15 protein-coding genes and 5 pseudogenes are annotated in these 18,963 nt (G+C 65.7%); 4 read left to right on the top strand and 16 right to left on the bottom strand.

Translation table 11 applies throughout. From position 1 onward, the window contains the following. Positions 1-47 precede the first annotated feature (47 nt). Positions 48-1,562, bottom strand: a complete 1,515-nt coding sequence (locus R4P95_RS23410) for a permease (protein ID WP_317840482.1) — start codon at positions 1,560-1,562, stop codon at positions 48-50. Positions 1,563-2,178: 616 nt separating this feature from the next. Here R4P95_RS23410 and R4P95_RS23405 point away from each other — a divergent pair. Next, the gene (locus R4P95_RS23405) at positions 2,179-2,385 is read left to right on the top strand and encodes a hypothetical protein (RefSeq protein ID WP_317744830.1); all 207 of its coding nucleotides are present in this window, start codon (positions 2,179-2,181) and stop codon (positions 2,383-2,385) included. 68 nt (positions 2,386-2,453) lie between these two features. On the opposite strand, the pseudogene R4P95_RS23400 reads toward R4P95_RS23405, so the two are convergent. The 5 genes and pseudogenes from R4P95_RS23400 to R4P95_RS23380 form a co-directional block, all read right to left on the bottom strand. Continuing rightward, a pseudogene (locus tag R4P95_RS23400) lies at positions 2,454-2,783 on the bottom strand (transposase); the annotation flags it as partial. 426 nt (positions 2,784-3,209) lie between these two features. Then, positions 3,210-4,208 (bottom strand): radical SAM protein, encoded by a 999-nt coding sequence (locus R4P95_RS23395; protein ID WP_317744831.1) that lies wholly within the window; start codon positions 4,206-4,208, stop codon positions 3,210-3,212. Next, positions 4,202-5,014, bottom strand: a complete 813-nt coding sequence (locus R4P95_RS23390) for a phosphate/phosphite/phosphonate ABC transporter substrate-binding protein (protein ID WP_213572161.1) — start codon at positions 5,012-5,014, stop codon at positions 4,202-4,204. Before R4P95_RS23390 ends, R4P95_RS23395 begins: the two co-directional genes overlap by 7 nt. A gap of 11 nt (positions 5,015-5,025) precedes the next feature. Beyond that, the gene (locus R4P95_RS23385) at positions 5,026-6,147 is read right to left on the bottom strand and encodes an acyl-CoA dehydrogenase family protein (protein ID WP_213572160.1); all 1,122 of its coding nucleotides are present in this window, start codon (positions 6,145-6,147) and stop codon (positions 5,026-5,028) included. Between the two features lie 62 nt (positions 6,148-6,209). Next, positions 6,210-7,172: a hypothetical protein gene (locus tag R4P95_RS23380; protein ID WP_397517631.1), complete on the bottom strand. Its 963-nt coding sequence runs from the start codon at positions 7,170-7,172 to the stop codon at positions 6,210-6,212. Positions 7,173-7,362: 190 nt separating this feature from the next. Between R4P95_RS23380 and R4P95_RS23375 the strand changes: the two are divergent. Then, a pseudogene (locus tag R4P95_RS23375) lies at positions 7,363-7,524 on the top strand (class I SAM-dependent methyltransferase); the annotation flags it as partial. A gap of 54 nt (positions 7,525-7,578) precedes the next feature. Here R4P95_RS23375 and R4P95_RS23370 read toward each other — a convergent pair. The 3 genes from R4P95_RS23370 to R4P95_RS23360 all read right to left on the bottom strand — a co-directional run bounded on the left by R4P95_RS23370 (position 7,579) and on the right by R4P95_RS23360 (position 9,854). Beyond that, positions 7,579-8,265 (bottom strand): DUF998 domain-containing protein, encoded by a 687-nt coding sequence (locus R4P95_RS23370; RefSeq protein ID WP_213572158.1) that lies wholly within the window; start codon positions 8,263-8,265, stop codon positions 7,579-7,581. 531 nt (positions 8,266-8,796) lie between these two features. Then, complete coding sequence (locus tag R4P95_RS23365; protein ID WP_213572157.1) at positions 8,797-9,285, bottom strand: hypothetical protein; 489 nt, start codon at positions 9,283-9,285, stop codon at positions 8,797-8,799. Continuing rightward, positions 9,282-9,854, bottom strand: coding sequence for a hypothetical protein (locus R4P95_RS23360; protein ID WP_317744832.1), 573 nt, complete (start codon positions 9,852-9,854; stop codon positions 9,282-9,284). The genes R4P95_RS23365 and R4P95_RS23360 overlap by 4 nt, the downstream gene beginning before the upstream one ends. Positions 9,855-9,916: 62 nt before the next feature. Between R4P95_RS23360 and R4P95_RS23355 the strand changes: the two are divergent. Beyond that, a pseudogene (locus R4P95_RS23355) lies at positions 9,917-10,480 on the top strand (transposase); the annotation flags it as partial. Positions 10,481-10,604: 124 nt separating this feature from the next. On the opposite strand, the gene R4P95_RS23350 reads toward R4P95_RS23355, so the two are convergent. The 5 genes from R4P95_RS23350 to R4P95_RS23330 form a co-directional block, all read right to left on the bottom strand. Further along, positions 10,605-11,075: an FAD-binding protein gene (locus tag R4P95_RS23350; RefSeq protein ID WP_317744833.1), complete on the bottom strand. Its 471-nt coding sequence runs from the start codon at positions 11,073-11,075 to the stop codon at positions 10,605-10,607. A 571-nt stretch (positions 11,076-11,646) separates the two neighbouring features. Beyond that, positions 11,647-12,333 carry an FHA domain-containing protein gene (locus R4P95_RS23345; protein WP_317744835.1) on the bottom strand — a complete coding sequence of 229 codons (687 nt, stop codon included), beginning with the start codon at positions 12,331-12,333 and terminating at the stop codon, positions 11,647-11,649. A gap of 548 nt (positions 12,334-12,881) precedes the next feature. Further along, on the bottom strand, positions 12,882-15,899 hold the full coding sequence (locus R4P95_RS23340; protein WP_317744836.1) for a protein kinase domain-containing protein: 3,018 nt from the start codon (positions 15,897-15,899) through the stop codon (positions 12,882-12,884). Between the two features lie 482 nt (positions 15,900-16,381). Beyond that, positions 16,382-16,507, bottom strand: coding sequence for a hypothetical protein (locus R4P95_RS23335; RefSeq protein ID WP_317744837.1), 126 nt, complete (start codon positions 16,505-16,507; stop codon positions 16,382-16,384). A gap of 199 nt (positions 16,508-16,706) precedes the next feature. Further along, positions 16,707-16,928, bottom strand: coding sequence for a hypothetical protein (locus R4P95_RS23330; protein WP_213572151.1), 222 nt, complete (start codon positions 16,926-16,928; stop codon positions 16,707-16,709). Positions 16,929-17,061: 133 nt separating this feature from the next. Between R4P95_RS23330 and R4P95_RS23325 the strand changes: the two are divergent. Continuing rightward, positions 17,062-17,220, top strand: a pseudogene (locus R4P95_RS23325) (histidine--tRNA ligase); the annotation flags it as partial. A gap of 627 nt (positions 17,221-17,847) precedes the next feature. Here the strand turns inward: R4P95_RS23325 and R4P95_RS23320 are convergent. Continuing rightward, positions 17,848-18,075: pseudogene (locus R4P95_RS23320) on the bottom strand (L,D-transpeptidase family protein); the annotation flags it as partial. Then, a complete protein-coding gene (locus R4P95_RS23315) occupies positions 18,072-18,908 on the bottom strand; it encodes a DUF2182 domain-containing protein (protein WP_317744838.1) in 837 nt (278 codons plus the stop codon). The pseudogene R4P95_RS23320 and the gene R4P95_RS23315, both read right to left, overlap by 4 nt. Between the last annotated feature and the right edge of the window lie 55 nt (positions 18,909-18,963).

Here is an 18,963-nt window from a genome sequence, read left to right as displayed (position 1 = left end):
TCCTTCCATGTCAGGGATTGTGTACGGAAACCTTGTTCGGCGAGCCGCTACCAGATGACGACGGCGGCTCCGGTAGCCAACAGCAGTCCGGCCATCACCGGGACGACGAGGTGGCGGACCAGTTCGGCAACCGGTATCCGGCAGAATCCGGCGACCACCACCAGCGATGACCAGATCACGAGGGTTCCCCCACCCGTCCACGTGGCGCCGTTCTGGGCGATGGCCGCCAATGTAGCGGTGTCCATCCCGGACTGCGGGGCCAGTGCGGCAGCCAGTCCACCGGTGAGGGGTAAGCCGGCCCACCCCGAACCGTCGAGACCGACCGCCATACCGATGAAGAGCATGCTGAGCGCGACGAATACGCCGTTGTCGGGGATGTATGGCTGCACCCGTTCTACGGTGTCGAAAAGGAAGGCTGGACCGGCGGTGTCGTCGGCGAGTCCGAGAATGGCGCCCGAATAGTCGGGAATGCCGATGTACACGAAACCCGCCACGGGAAGGATGATTCCCATTGCCTTGAATGCGTACGACAGACCATCGATGAAGTGGGTGGCGCAGAATTCGAGAGCCTCGGAGCGTCGTGAGGTGACGGTCACGAGCGCCATCAGGATGATTGCCGTGCCTCCCACCAGGGACGCGCCCGCGCCGTCCTCCCAGGGGACGAGGTCGGTGAAACGACCGATCAACATGTACGCCAGGACGGCGATGAACGCGGCGGGCACGCCGATCACCCACACACGGGTCAGTGTCGGAAGATCGGTGATTCTCGTTCCGTCGTCCTCGAAGCCGGGCAGTTCCTCATCGAGCACGTCCGTGGCCGTGGGCGAAACCGCGACGTGCGGGCCCGGCGTGAAACCGGTAGGCGTGCCACCGACACCACCTGAGGGACGCACAGTTCCACCGATGGGGTCGGTGCCCGGCACTGCCTCCGTACGCATCCTGCGGCGGACGGTCAGGAAGTAGGCGAGCACTGCCGCGGTGATACCGACGATCAATGAGATCACCAGGGCACGGTCGGCGATGTCGTCGGCGGGAACGCCAGCGCCGCTCGCGGAAATCGACGGCGCAAGACCAATCACGTAATCGGAGGCGATCGACATCCCCTGGCCGGAGATAGCGAGAACCACCGCAGCTCCGAGCGGTGGCAGACCCACCTTGATCGCGGCAGGAAGTAGGACCGCACCGATCAGGGCCAAAGCCGGGGTCGGCCAGAAGAACAGCGACAGAAAATAGGTGAAGACGAACAGCACGATGTACGCGACGCGACCATTGACCATCCACCGGCTGACCGGGCGCACCATCACCTCATCGGAACCGATCGCCCGCATCGCTGCGAGCATCGAGGTCACCGAGGCGATGACGATGAAGATCTCGAACAGTGCGGTGCCGGAAGTGATGGTGGCCCGGAACACCGACATGACGGCATTCGGGACGCTGCCGCTGTACGCCAGTGCAGTCGCAAATGTCGCCAGTACCGCGGGGATCATGACGTTCTTGCGGAGCGCCATGGCCACGATCAGAGAGGCAAGGCCGATTAAGAACACGATCTGTGCAGCGCCCACGTGCGACTCCTTGTATCGAAACTACTTGCGGCGAGTACCTCGGAAATGTGCGGGTAAGGACGGCCGAGTAGCGACCTTGGTCGGGTCGCGCCGCGGGGCGCCGCAGCCCGGTTGTCGCATGATCCTGGTCTGCCTTCGGTGTGTCGTCAACGTCAAAGTGACTATGCCAGAGCCCGTTCGATGTGCAAGGTGTGCAGAAAATGACAGCTGCGTTTCGGCTTCGGTCGGTCGTGTGAACAACTACAATTCTCTGCGGCCTCGTGGTCCGATAACGGCGTCGGCTCCCCGGATGGGGGTCATCCCGGGATCGTCGACGCGACTATCCGGTCCGACCCGGCTTCGGCGGCACGACTGAGACGCGGCGACCGTCCGCTCTACCGTGGCGATACTGACCACCCTGAACACGGAGATCAAGGCGCTGCAGGGTCAGGTCGATCCGCATTTTGGCCGACACCGAAGACGCTGAGATCATCCTGTCCCAACCCGGGATGGGACCGTCGCTCGGCCCCCGGGTCCTCGGCGAGTTCGGCGACGACCCCAAACGGTATGCCACCGCGAAGGCCCGCAAGAACTATGCCGCCACAGTCCTATCACCCGCGCCTCCGGCAAGAAGAAGGTGGTCGCAGCTCGGTTCGTGCACAACGACCGGCTCGTCGATGCGCTGAACTCTCAGGCGTTCTCGGCCCTGCAAGCGTCACCTGGTGCCCGCGCCTACTACGACAAACAACGAGACCGCGGTCTCGATCACGGTTCCGCCCTGCGGCAGCTGGCGAACCGGCTCGTCGGCATCCTGCACGGGTGCCTCGAGACCCGCACCCACTAGGACGAAACCACCGCGTGGTCGCATCACGTCGCGAAGGCCGCCGCTTGACACCCGAGCTCCTGGGATATCTTTTTTGCCCGGACGCTCACCGCGTCCAGGATGGCTGCCGTCCAGTCGAGTTCGCCCGCACTACCGAGTTGGTCGAGCACCTCACAATGCAGTTTCTCGAACACCCCGGCTGCCACCCACCCGGTGAATCGCCGGTGCGCAGTAGGAACCGTGACCCCGAACGAGGGCGGCAGGTGCCGCCACGCACATCCGCCGGTGAGCACGTACACGATCGCGGTGAACACCGCCCGGTCATCGGCCGGCGCACTGAGCGTGTCGAAGCGGTTAGCGTGCAGAGCGGTTGCGGGCCTCTGCGGCAGTCCAGTCGGTCGAGAAGCTCCGCGAGGAATACGATCTCGAGCGAACTGCGGAACTGTAGGCTTGACCGGTGATGTTTCGGCACCGGGCCCAATCCCGCGCCGGCACCGGTTACGGCGCATCCTTATTGTCGCGGTAGATAACGGACAAAACGGACACACTTGCGGCCGGGACGACCCATCCAGTAACCCACACACACCTGCCTCTGGCCACGGAGACGCTGCTGCGCACCGGTCAAGCAGACGCCGGGGATACCGCACCGACCCAGCGGCCGGGCGATTTCTTGGCCCTGGTCGTCGATGGATTCAACCAGCTGCACGCCAGCACGGAACATCTCGTGGCTGCGTGGCCAGGAAATACCGGCGCACCCGTGATCTGATCTGGGCAACCCGTTCCGGGCCAATTTGCGTTTCGGGTTCGCGCGGTTGCTACCGAATTTCGACGGACCGCTGCCCGTTCTAGGCGCAGGGGAAGAGTGCGGCGGCGGTGGCGGCGACCGCCCATTGCCGGGTGAACCGTTGGTAGATCTCGTCGAGGGCGGGGCGGAGCGGCTCGATCTGGCGGGTGACGAGTGCGTGGTCGTCGGTCGCGGCGACGGGGTGCCAGTAGATGCCGTCGGCGGTGACGGTGACCTCGGGGACGAGCGATTCTGTGGTCATGACAAGTCCTTTGACCGCGGCACCTTGGCGGGCGATCGGCCTGATCAGCTGGTCGTGGCGTTCGATGCCGAGCTGATCGCAGAAGTCGTGTAGCTCGGTGATCGTTCCCGGACCAGGGGAGGCGATGGTGGCCGCGATCCGTACCCGGAAACCCAGGCTCCGGGCCAGCCGGATGCCGGCGACCGCTTTGGCCCAGCTTCCGGTTCCGCGGTGCGAGTCGTGCAGGTCGGGTGTGGCGGAGTCGAGGCTGATCTGCAGGGCCAGACCCTCGCGGGGTAGCGATTCGAGTGCTCGCAGCCCGCGTCCCTTGAATACCATCGCGTTGGTCAGCACCGTCGTCGGTAACACGTCCATGCAGGTTCGCACGATCTTGTCGATGTCGGGGAGCAGAAACGGTTCACCCCCGGTCAGGTAGATCTCGCCGACACCCCACTCGGCTGCTTCGGCGACCAGCCGGGCGATCCGCTCCACACCGAGTTCACGGCGGGGCGCGTGCGGGGACGAGGAGACGCAGCAGTAGTCGCAGGCGAGGTTGCAGTGAAAGTTGGTGTACAGCCACAGCCGTGCGCCCGGCATTCGGTCGGAACCGAGCGCCTCGCGCGGGTCGGGGGCGTGCCCGCGCCGCACGAGAAGCGTCCCGGTGTCGGCGGCGTCGACGTCCTCCCGGACGATGGTGTTGCCACTGTGTGCGCACCATCGCCTGGCGAGGACGAGATCCTCGGCGGACCCGATCGCGACCTCACCGGTGCCCCCGTCGGGGAGTCCGGTCATCAGTCGCATCAGGTCCAGGATCACCATCGTGGATCGACGCCTTGTTCCTCCACTGCCGCGAACAGGGTCTCGTATCCGTCCAGGTGTGGCCGCACCCAGTGGTGTAGTCCCTCTAGTTCGAGGATCTTGCGGTGTTCGGGGATGTCCCAATCCATGTCGAGGAGTGTCTCGACCCACGGTGTGTAGCGGTCGGCGGGCAGGGTGTCCATGGCGGTGAACATGCAGTGGCAGTACTCGGGTGTCTGCCAGACCGCCTCGAGGGCGCCGGGCATCAGATCGCCGGTGCCCATCGCGTTCCAGGTGCCGATTCCGATCGCGGCGACGTCTGCTTCGCCGGCCAGTACCGCAGCGACCGCGTCGAGTTCGCTGCGGCCGGTATCGCCGTGTTTGCCGATGTCGCTGTCGAATCGGGTGATCGACAGCTCGGTGGGTGGGACCCCAGCCTGGGCGAGGTAGTGCAGCGGCAGGATCGCCGCGTGTGCGGAGTCGGCCGATCCCAGGGCCAGGCGTGTCCCGGCGAACTCGCCGGGTCCGGTGATGGAACTGCCGGGTGGGGCCACGAACACGGTGCTGAAGGTGGTGTCGGTGTCGCGTTGCGCCAGCGGTGTGGCGTGGCCGTCGGTCTGCATGATGGTGCGCACGTAGGCGAGGTTGGTGTTCCAGGCGATGTCGACGTGGCCGGCGATCAGTGCTTCGACTTGGCGGCCGTAGTTGGAGTAGAGCACGAAATCCGTTTCGGCGTCGGTGTCGCGGAAGTAGTCGCGGATTCCCTCCCAGATGGGAACCACGTTGGGGGTGTAGGCGACGGCACCGACGATCAGTGGTCTGGTCATTGCGCTCCCTCTCAGAAGAGCGGCAGGCCGGCGACGGCCTTGCCGTAGAAGTCGTAGAGCACGTCCGCGGTGGGGGCCATCACCGACCCGGCGCGGGCGTCGCGGAAGGCGCGTTCGATCGGAAGGTGTTTGGAGAAGGCGGCACCGCCGCAGACCCGCATGGCCGTGTCGGTGATCGTCAAGGCGGCGTCGTTGGCCGACGCCTTGACGGCGAGAACATTGAGCATCGTCGTCTCGTCCGGGGCGCTGACGCTGCGCGCTGCATGCGCGAGGAAGGCTTGCTGGGCCGCGAGGCTGATGCCCATCTTCGCGATCTGGGCGCGGATGGTCGGTAGCGCCGAGAGTGCTTCGTTCTGGTGCTCGAGGCGAGCGCTGCCGACATGCGAGAGTGCGGCGGTGTTGGCTGCTGCGGACAGGCCGAGCGAGACAGCGGCGTTGCCGAGGTTGAACCAGGGAAGCACCGTATTCATCATCATGCCGAAACCGGCGCCCTGGTCCCCGAGGCGCTGAGCAACCGGGAACGATGCGTCGATTGTCATCGGTGCCGATGCGTTGCCCCGCAGCCCCATCCCGATCCACGGGCCGGCCACCGTCAGACCCGGCGCGTCCTTGCCCATCGCATACAGGTCGACCTCGCCCGCGGTTCCGGAAGCAGAGCCCGCCGAGACCACATAGACATCGGCGTAGCCGGCGGAGGTGACCCAGCTCTTGTCGGCCTGCACGGAGACGGTGTCACCGTTCGCGGAGGCGGACGAGACCGGCGCCCAGAAATGGGACCGGGAGCCCTTCTCGCTGAACGCCAGGGTGCCCAGCACCGACCCTTTCGCCATGCCGGTGAGCAGGTCGGGCATTCCCGGTGGTGGTGCCTGCGCGAGGGTGACCGCGGCGGCGGCGTGCATCAAATAGATCATGGCGGTCGATCCGCATGCCGAGGCCAGCGCACTGAGGACCTCGGTGAACTCCACCGGCCCGCAGCCCGAGCCGCCGACGTCCTCGGGCAACACCAATCCCAGGAGTCCGCTGTCGCGGAGTGCGGCCACCGTCTCGGTGGGAAAGACACCCTCGGTGTCCACCCGTTCGGCGTTCCGGCTGGCGATTTCGGTGACCTGGTTGACCGCTTCGTGGGGAATCATCGGGTCCTCCATCGGGACGTGGGCTCGGATCGGCGATCAGTAGTCACCGGGATGCGGCATTTTCAGTATCGGCCGCGGCGCAGGAGTTTCGGGGCGGATCGGCCGAGCGGACCTGTTCGACCGAGCAGGCGCCCCGTCGCGGCACCGACGAGTGCGGCGCACAGGAACACCGCGGCACTGGTGTTCGTGCCGCCCAGCCACACGTCCGTGCGGCCGGACTGGATGTAGATGCTGGCGGCGGCCAGGAACGCCAGAACGGCGCCGGCGAGGGCGAGCTCGCGGCGGACGAGGATCGCGCCGGCGAGCGCGCAGGCCGCCACCACGAGTACCGCCAGCGCGCCCGCAAGGTTGTAGGTGCCCAGTCCTACTTCCAGGTCTTCGTAACCCACCAGACCGCCGATTGAGGCCCACCGGTCGGTCTGGAAGGAGGCGATCACGGCGGCGACGCCGAGGACCGCCAAGACGATGCCCCAGGTCCGCAGCAGCGATGCCGCGGCGCGGGGACCGCTCCCTCGAGGGGACTGGGCACGTACCTCGTCGACGGCGAAATATCGGGTCGACCACGTGCACAGCAGGACGACATGGATGCCGATGAGCATGAAATAGCTCCATGGCCATTCGTTCGGTGCCTCGGCAACCGAGAAACAGATGGCCAGGGACTGCCCGATCCCCAGCAGCGCGGCGATACGGACCAGTGTCCCGGTGAGCAACAGCACCGCGAGCACGGTTTCGACCACCAGCGTCAGCCACGCGAACACCAGGAAATTCGGAAGCACCACGTGCTCGACCAGCCAGCTGAACGGCGGAAACACCGGATGCTCGACGGCCGCGCCGGTGAATCCGTACAAGCCGCCGCCACTGTCGCGGCCGAAGTCCGGCGGTGTCTTCCACGCGACGTTGTACAACCATTCCAGTCCCACCAGAATTCGCAGCCCGGTCAACGCCGCGCCGGACACTCGAGGTGAGGGCTCCCCCTCCGACAGCAAGAGGCGAGCAGAGGGGAGGCGCCGTTTGCTTCTCACCATGACAAGTGTGCGCGTCAGCCGACGCCGCGGTCCAGAGAACGACGACCGCCGCCTCGACGGTCACACCAGGTGGTGTGCGCCCTCGCGGAGGGTGACGACGATCCGTGCTTGATGTCGGGGGACGTCGGTGATGTTGCGGACATGCCCGTGGTCGGGCTTTTCGTCGCCGGGCGAGCGATCGCCGCCCCTGTTCCAGGACGACAGCTTCGACGTCGTCATCTCGGTCGTCGGAGCAATGTTCGCGCCGCACCATCGGCAGACCGTCGACGAGATGCTGGTCTGCGGGCCCGGCGGCACCATCGCGATGATCAACTGGACACCGCAGGGCCTGATCGGCAACCTGTTCAAGACCCGAGAAATTATGTCGAAAAACCTCTACAAAGGTATTTCGACGCATGCTGATCGGCTACGCGCGTGTCTCGGACGAGTCCACGCCAATGGTTCGTGGCTGCCATTCGATCGAGCACCGAGGTGCCGTAACCGCGGACCTTCTCGGCCGTGAGGTGGCGGTGCGCGGGCGGAAACTGCGCAGCGAGAACTCGACATTGCGGAACACCGTGCGGCGTGCCAGCCCCATCAGTACCGCCATGCCGGTCACGGCCATCCACATCGGTAACGGGTAGAGAGCGAGACGCTCCCCCAGGCCGAAATGCAGCGCCTGTCCCAGCATGAGGCCGGCGCCGACCAGGCCCACGAGTGCGCACAGTGCGGACCACAGGGCGACCAGCCGCTTCTCGTGCCACATATGCCAGGCGATGAGCACGAGCACCACGTGGCGCGCCACGAAGCCCGGCAACACGGCCGACCAGTGGATGATCGTTCCATCGTTCGCCGGAAACAGACCGGTGGCAGCGGTGCTGACCGCGATGATCACGGCAAGCGAGAGTATCCACTTCTTCTCCCGGCCACTTCGTATGTGCCGATGAAGAAACAGTGCACCGAGGAGGGTGAGCACCCCGAGCGCGAAGAACGCCGAATTCATGACGTCGTGCATCGGTGAGCAGGATCCGACTTCGCAGGTCGTCACGCCCAGGGAGCTGATCGAGTCCTGCGCGAAGCTGTAAGGCGTGCTCCACGCCGCCGCGGTGAACATCTCCGCGAACAAGTAGGCGAACGAAAGTACCCAGGCCGTGCCAGCAGCTGCGTGGCGAAGATTATCGGTTCTCGGTGATGTTCCAACGCGGTGTGGATTGCTGATCGTAGATTCTCTCTGCCGAACCAGATGTGGCGAGCGAGGCCGGACAGAGCCGGCCCGGATGATCTGCGTGACCCTACGACACGAACCTGCGAATGCTGTCCGAAATGTCTGCATGGTCAGCCTCCACTGTGTATCAGGTCGTACTTGCCGTATCAGGTCGCACTTGCCGGGGATCGGGCTCTGCGCCCGGCGTCGTCAGCACATTGGCGTGATTCAAAAGTGCTGGTGCGCAATCGCTTCAAGGTTTCGGTTGACATATCTCCGTTATCGGCGGTTTCTTCGGCGAGGTGGTCGGGGCCTTTCCGGCGCCCCGGCCCCGCACGCCGGTGGACACGACCAGCACAAGTAAACGCAGTTGGACAGACCGCGGCAGGTTGAAGTGGTCTCGAGGTCACTCCGCAGCTCGTTGTCCCGGCTCTTTGCTCCTCAGAGCGCGAGCAGCCGCTGAAAGAATTCGCGGTAGCGCTTGAGTGCGATACGAAGATCCTCCGTAGAGCCCTCTTCGCCCCGCGCCCACTGCTCGTCGAGCCGCGAACGGGCCTCCGAGAAGCCGGTCGTGAGTCGGTCGACGACGTCCGACACGAGACCATCGGCCTTCTGAACGCACTCTCTGGGATCATCGACGAAGCCCGCCTGAACCTCGTCCCAACGCGAGCGGAGGACCGATAGCTCGTCCTCATCGAAAAGCGATTGCCGGGACGATGATTCGGTTGCCTCGGTCGATGAATGGGTCCCCTCAGCCGACGGGGAAGTCCCCACAGTCGACGAACCGGTTGCCCCGGTCGAGGACACAGTCTCGCCCGAACCGGCGGTCTCGGTCGAGGACACAGTCTCGCCCGAACCGGCGGTCTCGGTCGATGATTCGACCCCCCTGGTCGAGCCGATGCCCTCGGGTTGCTGATCCTGGGTGGTCATGCGCGCGCCTCCTTTGACTTGTCTTTGTTCTCATCCGTCTCGAGCAATTTCTCGAAGAGCGCCCGGTAGTGCACAAAAGCCTCGCGCTGTTCCTCGGTACCGACGCCGCCCTGCTCCTGCGCTAAGTAGATGCCGTGCGCAGTTCGGTAGTTTTCGACGACCTCCGGATGGTCGACCGAAATGTCGGCCGCCCGCTGATCGAAGTCGTCGATCGGGTAGCCGCGCTCGCGCATGACCTGGATGACGAGCTTGTCCGCAGCGCCCACCGCGCTCGACGGATTGTCGACGAACTCGATCTGCACCGTCCGCCACGAGTCGGCGTACTTCGCGTGCGCCTCGGGCGTCAACGCGACGATATCGAGCTTCTTCCGCTTTCGTTCGCGCGCGGCGAGCTCGTCTTCCGCGGCGTCTAGGTTGCCGACCTCTCCCACAGTTCGCTCGTATTCGGGACCAAACCGTCCCCTCAGCCGTTCCGTCCGCTGACGACTGCTGACCGAGCGTGCAACGATGACCGCCAGTACGGCGATCACGACGATGACCGCGATCAGGATCCATCCCCAAACAGGCATTTCTTCAGACCTCCTCGTCCTTCGGACGGAATACCCGACCGGCTCTTTCGGAAACGTCTACCGCGCAGACCCGACAGCGGCTGGCCGGGCAGACCCCGGACGGAGCTACCCGGCGGGTCAGCCTGCACGACCTCGACGCCCGGCCCATCGCCAAGGGACGGCTCGGCAAACCGGGCGAGTTCGGCCACAAGGCCCAGCTCGTCGAAGGCGACGACGGCGTGACCGTGGACCACAACGTCGAACGCGGCAACCCGGCCGACGCACCCCAGCTGGCCCCAGCTGTGGATCGGGTCCGCACACGCGCCGGCCGGCCACCACGCACGGTCACCGTCGACCGCGGCTACGGCGAGAATGCCATCGAGGACGACCTCCGCGACCTCGGTGTGCGCAACGTGGTGATCCCCCGCAAGGGCAAACCCTCGGCTGGCCGGCGAGCCGAGGAACACCGCCCAGCGTTCCGACGAACAATCAAGTGGCGCACCGGAGTCGAAGGCAGAATCAGCGCCCTCAACCGCGGATACGGCTGGGACCGCACCCGCATCGACGGCACCGAAGGCGCCAAGATCTGGGTCGGCCACGGGGTCCTGGCGCACAACCTGGTCAAGATCAGCACCCTGGCAGCGTGAGAGGCACCGATCGGGGGAGTCAGTGGCCAACCCAATCCCGACCGGCCGACAACGGCCGAATCATGCTCACCGGGGCGCTCGTTTTTCAGGTCGAAGTAGGTAGCGGGTCCGGTTGCGGCGCCCGTCAGCCAATTGCTTCTGCTTTGGAAGTATTGAATTTCGGCGGTCGTCGCACGCACATGGGCTCGAGCGGGTCGGCCGATGCTTCCGACAGGTAGCCGAAGACCAGCCCGAGGGAGATCGTCCCTCCGGCGCCTCCGTAGAACCCCTTTAGTGGGTGCGCGGCTGCGTTGCCGGCGGCGTACAGGCCCGGAATGATGTTGCCTTCGGTGTCCAGCGCGCGCCCGAGTGCGTCGGTCTGCGGGCCGCCCACGGTGCCGAGGGCGCTGGCCTGGACATCGAGCGCATAATACGGCGCGGTGTCGATCGGCCCCAGCACGCTCGACTTCGGGCTTTTCAGCACGGGTCGGATGATCCTCGCCAGGGGCCCGGGGTGATGCCGAAGATCCCGAATTTCGTCCAGTAGTTCTGGTTCGAAGATCAGCCACGCCGTGGCATTGGGCATGGTGCCGGTTTCTGGGTCGACCTCACGCATGATCGCGAGTGCTGGCCGCGGTATCGAGCTTCTACGACTGGGCGATCGTCGCCGAACTCGTCACCGGCGAGAATCCGATGCGCCGCCGTCGCGATGTCGCGTTGGCGATGGTCGCCGAGTGCCACCCAACGAGGTGGTCCCATCGCCTGGCAAGCGACACACCGCTATTTGACGCGTGCGAGCGTGTGTAATCAGCTTCTGACTCTGCCGGTTCAAAAGTGAGGTGCACGGTCTGCAGTGAACGAGTGTGGCGGGACCAGCCCCCGCGGTGACCGCGGAATGGCGTTGGTCGGTTGTGGACCTGGTAAGGCCCGAATTCGGCTCAGGCCAGCGTCGGCGACGATGCTGTGGTTGACGTAGGGGATGCAGTTTGCTGGGTGTCGAGGTTGTCCCCGTGATCAGTGTCGTCGGTGTTCGACGACCCAAGCCGCAATCTGCGGCCGGGAGGTGAAGCCCAGCTATAGGGCCTTCGCCCGCGTTGTCGAAGAGAAGGGTTCGCCCGCCTGTACCGGGAGCCCCTGCAAGATCACTGGGACAGCGTCAAACTTGTAGGCGTCGGGTCGTGGACGAATCAGCGCGTGCGTTTGGTGACAAGACGGCTGCGGAGGACTAGCTCGGCCAGCCGTGCCCGTTTCTGATTCTGCGGAAGGTCCTCGACCCCGAATTTGGCGAACAATGCGCGCAGATGGGTTTTGACCGTGGCGTCGGAGAGGTGCAACTCCGCGGCGATCTGCGAGTTGGACGGCGGAACGGCGAGAGGAGTGGGGCGTTTGTATGGGCGGCACAGTGTGTCGAGGACGCTCCGCTCCGCGTCTGTCACCGCATGCAGTGGTGGGTCGGCCGGTCCGCCGGTGTCGACCTCCGCGATTTCGTCGGCGGCGTGGTAGGTCACTAGCGACGTGCCGATCCGGATGGGGTCGCCCGGCCGCAGCCTGCGCCGGCCGACGAGAAGTCGGCCATTGACGTAGGTGCCGTTGAGGGACAGCCCGCCGTCGATGATCGTCCAATGTCCGCCAGTCCATTCGATGACGGCATGCACCCGCGACACCGACGGATCCGAAGTTATCGCCACGTCGGCCTGTGGGCTGCGCCCGAGAACCACGCGCGGCTCGCCGACCGAAAGCGCCAGACGCCTTCGGCGCCCGCCGTTCGTGTACAGCAGGCAGGGAGTGTCGGCGCCGCTGACGGCAGTTACCCGTCGCGACGACGGCTTGCCGGGGACCGAATCGGGCCGAGCGTTCTCGTTGCGGTGGAGCATCGCACCTCCCGGTGGATTCGATCAATAGTGAGTGGTCCTCCTGCGAGGTCGTTGCTACCAGTTCAGGGGACTTCTTAAAAAGTTTGGTCTCGGTGTCGAGGGAACATTCATCATCAGGGCTGCATATTCTTACCCCTAGGTGATATCGCCGGTCATGACTCGGCCGCTGTCGGCCGGCCAGTGCGTGGATGGCAATCGCCTGCCCGACCGGTGTGCGAGCGTGCCCCCGAGCGCCGGGACGGATCTGACGACGCGCGTGGCGGGCAGGTTGGCGTTACAGCCAGCACTCTCGTGAGTCGACTGATCGGTGAAACCGGAAATCGGTTCAAGGCCATTGCGAAACTTCGCAATTCCGGTTGTGCAACAACGATCATCATCATCGAACCCCGCCCTTCGGGAAAGTGCCTGTGGGGGCGTGTTCACCGTTGCGGCCCGCCGTTTCTCGCGTTCCGGATCGGAGGATCACCGGTTGGGAACACGTAGTCGCAAATCGATACCTCAGTGCCGCAGAACGCTCTTTGCGTGTGTTATATGGGCACCGTATGTCATCACCAGAAATCCAGTGCCTGTGCAGTCGCGGTGGACTCCGCGTGGGTGGGCCGTAGTGCACCGGCGATGGCGTAGACGGTGTGACCGACCGTCGCGACGGACATCCCGTGAGCCCCCGTGGGCATGGGCGGCAATGGTGACCAGGTCCCCGCACTCACGTCGTAGGCCTCGACCGTCGACAGCACCTTGGTCGGTTGTTCGCCACCGACCGTGACGATGCGGCCGTCGATGAACGCCGCGCCGAGTCCGCCGCGAGGAGTGGGCATGGCAGGCAACGTCGTCCACGTGTCCGAGGCGGGGTCGTAGCGTTCGACCGCGGCGGTGTTCTGGTCCGATGCCAGGTCCCGCCCGCCGATCGCATAGAAGTACGTGCCATCCGACACCCCGGCCAGATGCTCCCGGGGTGTGGGGATATGCGAGACGGTCGTCCACTTCGTGCCGTCGAACACCTCGGTCGTCGCCACCAGTTCGCCGTCCGCCTGACCCCCGGCGACCACGATCTTGTCGCCGACCACGGCTGCGGCTCCAGCCGCCCGCGTCTCGTTCATCGGCGCCAAATCCACCCACTTGCCATTCCGAAGCGCGAGCACCCGGTCCGACGTCGTCCCTGTGAGGTTCGGACCTTTCGGCACCCAGCCTCCGAGGACCACCAACTCGCCCCCGTACTCGACGGCCATCGCGTGATTGAGGGGGACCGGAAGGTCGGGGCCCGCCTTCCAGGTGTCGATGGCGGGGTCGTTCCCTTCGACCTGCGGGGTCGACCCCGCATTGTCGAGGCCGCCGAGCACCCAGATCGTGCCGTCCGCGACCGCCGTCGCCGTCTGCTGACGGGCGATCGGCGCATCCTTCAGCGGACGCCACGCCGGCGCCCATTGGGTCTTGCGTGGCGCGAGCTGCAAGGCCTCGGAAACAGCAGTCGATTCGGCGTGTGTCGGTTTGATACCGCCGCCGACGGCATACACCGTGTTGCCGACCGCGCCGACCGCCATCCCGTGTCGCGGTGTGCGCAGAGCCGGCAATTGCGACCAGGTCCCCGCACTCACGTCGTAGGCCTCGACCGTCGACAGCACGCTGGTCGGTTGTTCGCCACCGACCGTGACGATGCGGCCGTCGATGAACGCCGCGCCGAGTCCGCCGCGAGGAGTGGGCATGGCAGGCAACGTCGTCCACGTGTCCGAGGCGGGGTCGTAGCGTTCGACCGCGGCGGTGTTCTGGTCCGATGCCAGGTCCCGCCCGCCGATCGCATAGAAGTACGTGCCATCCGACACCCCGGCCAGATGCTCCCGGGGTGTGGGGATATGCGAGACGGTCGTCCACTTCGTGCCGTCGAACACCTCGGTCGTCGCCACCAGTTCGCCGTCCGCCTGACCCCCGGCGACCACGATCTTGTCGCCGACAACGGTTGCGGCGCCAGCCACCCGCGGATCGTTCAGCGGGGGCAGGTCAACCCACCGGCCGTCGCGCATGGCCATGACCCGATCGGATTCGACAGCGGTCAGGTTCTGCCCCTCCGCTTTCCAGCCGCCGATCAGTACAGGTTCGTCGTTGTAGGTGACGGCCATCGCATGATTGAGCGGGATCGGAAGGTCGGGGCCGGCCTTCCAGGTGTTGATGGCCGGGTCGTAGCCCTCCTGCCGGGCGGAGACGCCGTTGTCGTCCAACCCTCCGAAGACCCAGATCGTCCCGTCCGCGACTGTCGTTGCCGTCTGCTGGCGGGCAACGCGGGCATCCTTGACCGGTCGCCACGCTGCAGTCGGCTCGACGGCAGGAGATGCGCCGGCGTCCTCGACGGTCGGTCCTGCGGTGCCGGGGCCGGTGGTTTCTCTGAACACGAGGTACCCGCCGCCGGCCAGCACCAGCGCGACGACCAGTGCGAGGACGGTCATGACCGCGCGCCGACCCTTGCGGGACTCGTCGATGCCCGGACCTCCGGTCGGCTGCCAGGGCGGCGGGCCTGTCGGCGGCCAGAACGGCGGTCCCGACGGGTGAGGATCCGGCTGGAGCTGCTGGGTCGGTTCGACCCACTGACGCTGACCGATTCCCGGACCGTCGTACCGGATTCGGCGGTATCCATCGGTACCCGACGCCGACCGGTGTGCCTCGGTCGTCTGAGCGGTCTCCAGGGGTGCCAGCGCCATCGCGTCCGAGCGCAAACCGATGTGCCGCTGAGCAGCTTGAAGTTCGTGTCCGAACTCCTCGGCGGACGCCGGTCGGGCAGCTGGATTCGTCGCCATCGCCCTCTCGATCGCGGCGCACACGCCGTCCGGGATTCCTTGTGCGCGCAGGTCCGGCACCGGCTGGCTGCTGATCCTCACGAACTGCGCAACGAGCTCCTCACCGGTCCTCCGCTCGAACGCCGCCCTACCTGCGATCAGCGAAAAAATGGTCGCACCCAGTCCGTAGACGTCGGATCTCGCGGTTGGCGATTCCCCGTTGAGCACTTCCGGCGCGGTGAACGCCAATGACCCGGTGAACCCGCCGGTGGCCGTTTCGTACCCGCCGGCGATGTGCGCGATGCCGAAATCGGTGAGCTGCGGCTCGCCGTAGTCGGTGAGAAGGATGTTCGCGGGTTTGATGTCGCGATGGAGTGTGCCGGTCCGGTGCGCCGTCTCCAAGGCTCCCGCCAACTTCACCCCGATGCTGATCGCCTCCGGCCAGGGCAGCGGACCTTCTCGGCGGATCTGGACCGCCAGTGAATCGCGCGGGTGATAGTGCATGACGATGTACGGCCGACCGGCGTCGGTCACGCCGACCTGCAGAATATTGACGATGTTTGGGTGACCGGAGAGCCCACCCATCGCGTACCCCTCGCGCAGGAAGCGCTCGCGGTTCTCGGGGTCCAGGTCCGACGTCAGTACCTTGATCGCGACGGTTCGACCCAGCGAACGCTGCAGGCAGCGATATACGACACCGAATCCGCCCCGGCCGACCTCCTCGGCACCTGCGAACCCGGCAGCGTCCAGCTCGGCTACGATCCCGCCCACGGTCCGGGCTGCGTCTCGGTTGACGTCGGCCATCGCGCGCCTCAGCTCCGTCCACTATCCGCCGAGATGACGGGCGAGTACTGATCCTCGACCGATCCCCACGTCGTGGAACGTGATCGGCGACCGTGCGGACCGTCTCGGAGAAGGCGCGCCGGCTCGCCGCTAGGACAGGCGGGGTCGGCGGGGCGGATGGCCGGTGCACACGCGTTCATCGAAACCGCGCTTCCGACGCCGGGGGTCAACACGAGACGCAGGTCCCTTCACGAGTAATCGACGGCATGAATGGTTCCGATCACACCGGCGAAGCCCGGCGCTGGTCGCCGGATCGATCCTGTACGAGAAGTATTCGATCGATTGAAATCTGCGTCAAGATGACAATATGCCCACCCTAGGGTGCCTATTCGGATCTTCGACTTAGCCTCTCATCTGCAACACCCGATTTGAGGTACCGAAACACGCGAACGAAACGAGAGTCTCGCAGACGAGCAATCATCTGGCGCACGGCGACGATGCCGTCAGGGTAATGCGGATCCCTCATATGTGGTTGTGGCGGAGTCGAGTTCGTTAAGGGCCTCACGGGTGTGCCGGCCGATCTCGGTCAGGTCCGGCAGCAGGGTGCGGTCGGCGTAGGTGATCGACACCGCGGCCTCGGTCGGCCCATACAGTTGTGGACGCGGGCCGCCGAAATCTCGGCGAAGTCGCGGACCGTGGCGGCGGGAATAGCCCCACCGATCACGAACACATGCCGCAGGGACGCGATCTGCTGTCGATCCACCGACCCCGCAAACACGGAGAGCATCGACGGGACGAAGTCGGTTGCAGTGACGCCGTAGTCGTCGATCACCGTTGCACGATCAGCGGCAGGCTGCGGAAGCACACCTCCTCTGTAAGGGTGGCATTTAGAAACGCGGTGGCAAGCACGCCATGCAAGCCAAGAGTTGTCGCTTCCGTCCGCCGTGTTTGGTTAGCGGCATACCCTGCGGGATCGACTACTGGGAAGGCCGCGGAGATCTGTTGTGCGACGAGGATGTGCAGAAGTGCAAAACCGATGGGAATGACCACAATCCACACCCTCCGCGGCAGTGCGGCGTCCCGGCTCCCCGTTCCCGCCCCGCTCGACGTGACCCGACGCACTCACGTCGGTCGGGACCGAGCACGCGGCAATGATGGCAACGAAAAGGTAGGAGCGCATCCCCTGGCATACGGCGGACGAGGCATCAAAGGCGCGATGAAGACCGCCGACCGATCCGACGCCCGAATTGCCCTGGTGCTCGGCGACCGCGATGGCGTTGCCGGTGTAAAGGACCTTGCAACCGGGGAGCAGCGGTCGGTCCCTTTGAGGACCGTGTTGTCAGCGAGCTTCGGGACGCGCTCGCTGAGACGGCTACTCGCTAAGCGGTACCGGCCTCGATTGGCACCGACTGCCGAGGTCGGTACCGACCGCGTTCCAGAATCACCCTTGCTGAGGTGATGGCACCAGCTATGAGACACCGATACTGCCCGGTGCCAAATGGACCGGATCGGGTGACCGACATCAATCTCGACATGGTCGCCGACGCTGTCGACGCGAGCGGATCCGACGGTGGTCGCACATGGGTCAGCGAATGGGGCTCGCAGTTTCGCGGTCCGGGAGTCGCGGTCCGGGATTCGTGGAACCCGGAAGCAGGATCGCCCAGACGATCGAGTAGGAGCGGCGGCATGGAACCCGAACGTGGAAGCAGCAAGCACGGCCCGGTCGAGGATGAGGAGCTCGAGAAGAAATCGAGGGAATGGTCCGCGGCAACCGACCCTCCCACACTGAGGAGTGGCACAATCCAGAACCGCCAGCGGACGACGATCCACAGATTCGCGGCTGGCAGCCCGACCCACCGGAGTAAGAGCTCGGCCGAACGGTACACACCGCCGGGGCGAGTGCCGCTCACACATATCTGAGCAGTGCTGCGCAGCCGTCGCTGGGGGTGATCCGCTCGTCGGTTCGGATCAACGCCGCGCCGCCGGTGTTGCGGACTTCGACGATGTCGCCGGGGACGGAGAAGTCGTAGAACCTTTGGGCGTGGGTGCGGCTGAGGTTCAGGCAGCCGTGGGAGACGTGGGTGTTGCCCTGCGCCCAGATGGTGTCCTCGAGTTCGTGGAGGTAGATGCCTTCGTTGCTGATGCGGGTGGCGTAGTCATCCGGTGTGATCGCGCCGGGGATCGGTGCATTGGTCACATGCCCGACATCGGCGAGGACATCTCCGGCATGGGGGACAGCGACTGCAGCAGCGCCGGGTGGACGAGGACGGCGACCCCGAGCAGGACCACGGCGGTCCCGACCACCCGGGTAAGCGCGACTCCATGGCGGGAGTTCTTCTCGGCCAAAAAGATTACGGCGATCGCCGCCATCCAGGTCAGGTTCATCAGCCCGACGACGAGCAGGACCGCCATCAACGCCCAGCAGCAGCCCAGGCAGTAGAGTCCGTGCGCGCTTCCTGCGCGGAAGGTGCCCCACAGACCGGTTCCGAAGTCGTGGGTGGCGAGGAAGGTCAGCGGGGTGCGGCAGGCCCGCAGACACGCCTGTTTCCACCGGGTGAACTGGTATCCGCCGGCGATGACCAGCACACCACCGGCCGCGACCTCGACCCATGTCGAGCCGTGTGAGATCCGGCGGAAGCCGAGCAGCACCGCCAGCGGAACGACCCCGGCAGCCGACCACACCGCCAGGTAGCCCGCAGTAAAGGTGACCGTCGGGGTGAGTCCGCGGGCCTGCCGGCGCATGACCAGGCGGTGCAGCAGGACGATCGGGGCGATCGTCGGAAACATCATCGCCACCATCATCGTCGTCCACATGGCGAGAAAGACGGCGGCCCCCATGTCGAAGGGCATGGCCGTGCCGACCCACGCGAAACCGTGAACCATCGATTCCATGCCGCCCGCAGTACTGATGGTGCGCCACCACGCCACCCCGGCAAGGGTGAGCAGAATCCCCACCGTGGCGAGCGTCGCTCGGCGTTCGAGGGCGCTGTAGGCCGTCCGGGGAGTGTCGATCCTCGGGGGCTGACTCATCGGCACTCCTCCGTTACGCCCCACCGCCTCGCCCTGCCGGGCTGGGCCGCACCAC

It is taken from the genome of Rhodococcus sp. IEGM 27 (assembly GCF_033142305.1).
In the GTDB taxonomy this organism is placed as follows: domain Bacteria; phylum Actinomycetota; class Actinomycetes; order Mycobacteriales; family Mycobacteriaceae; genus Rhodococcus_F; species Rhodococcus_F oxybenzonivorans.
This window is presented reverse-complemented; position numbering and strand designations above follow the sequence as displayed.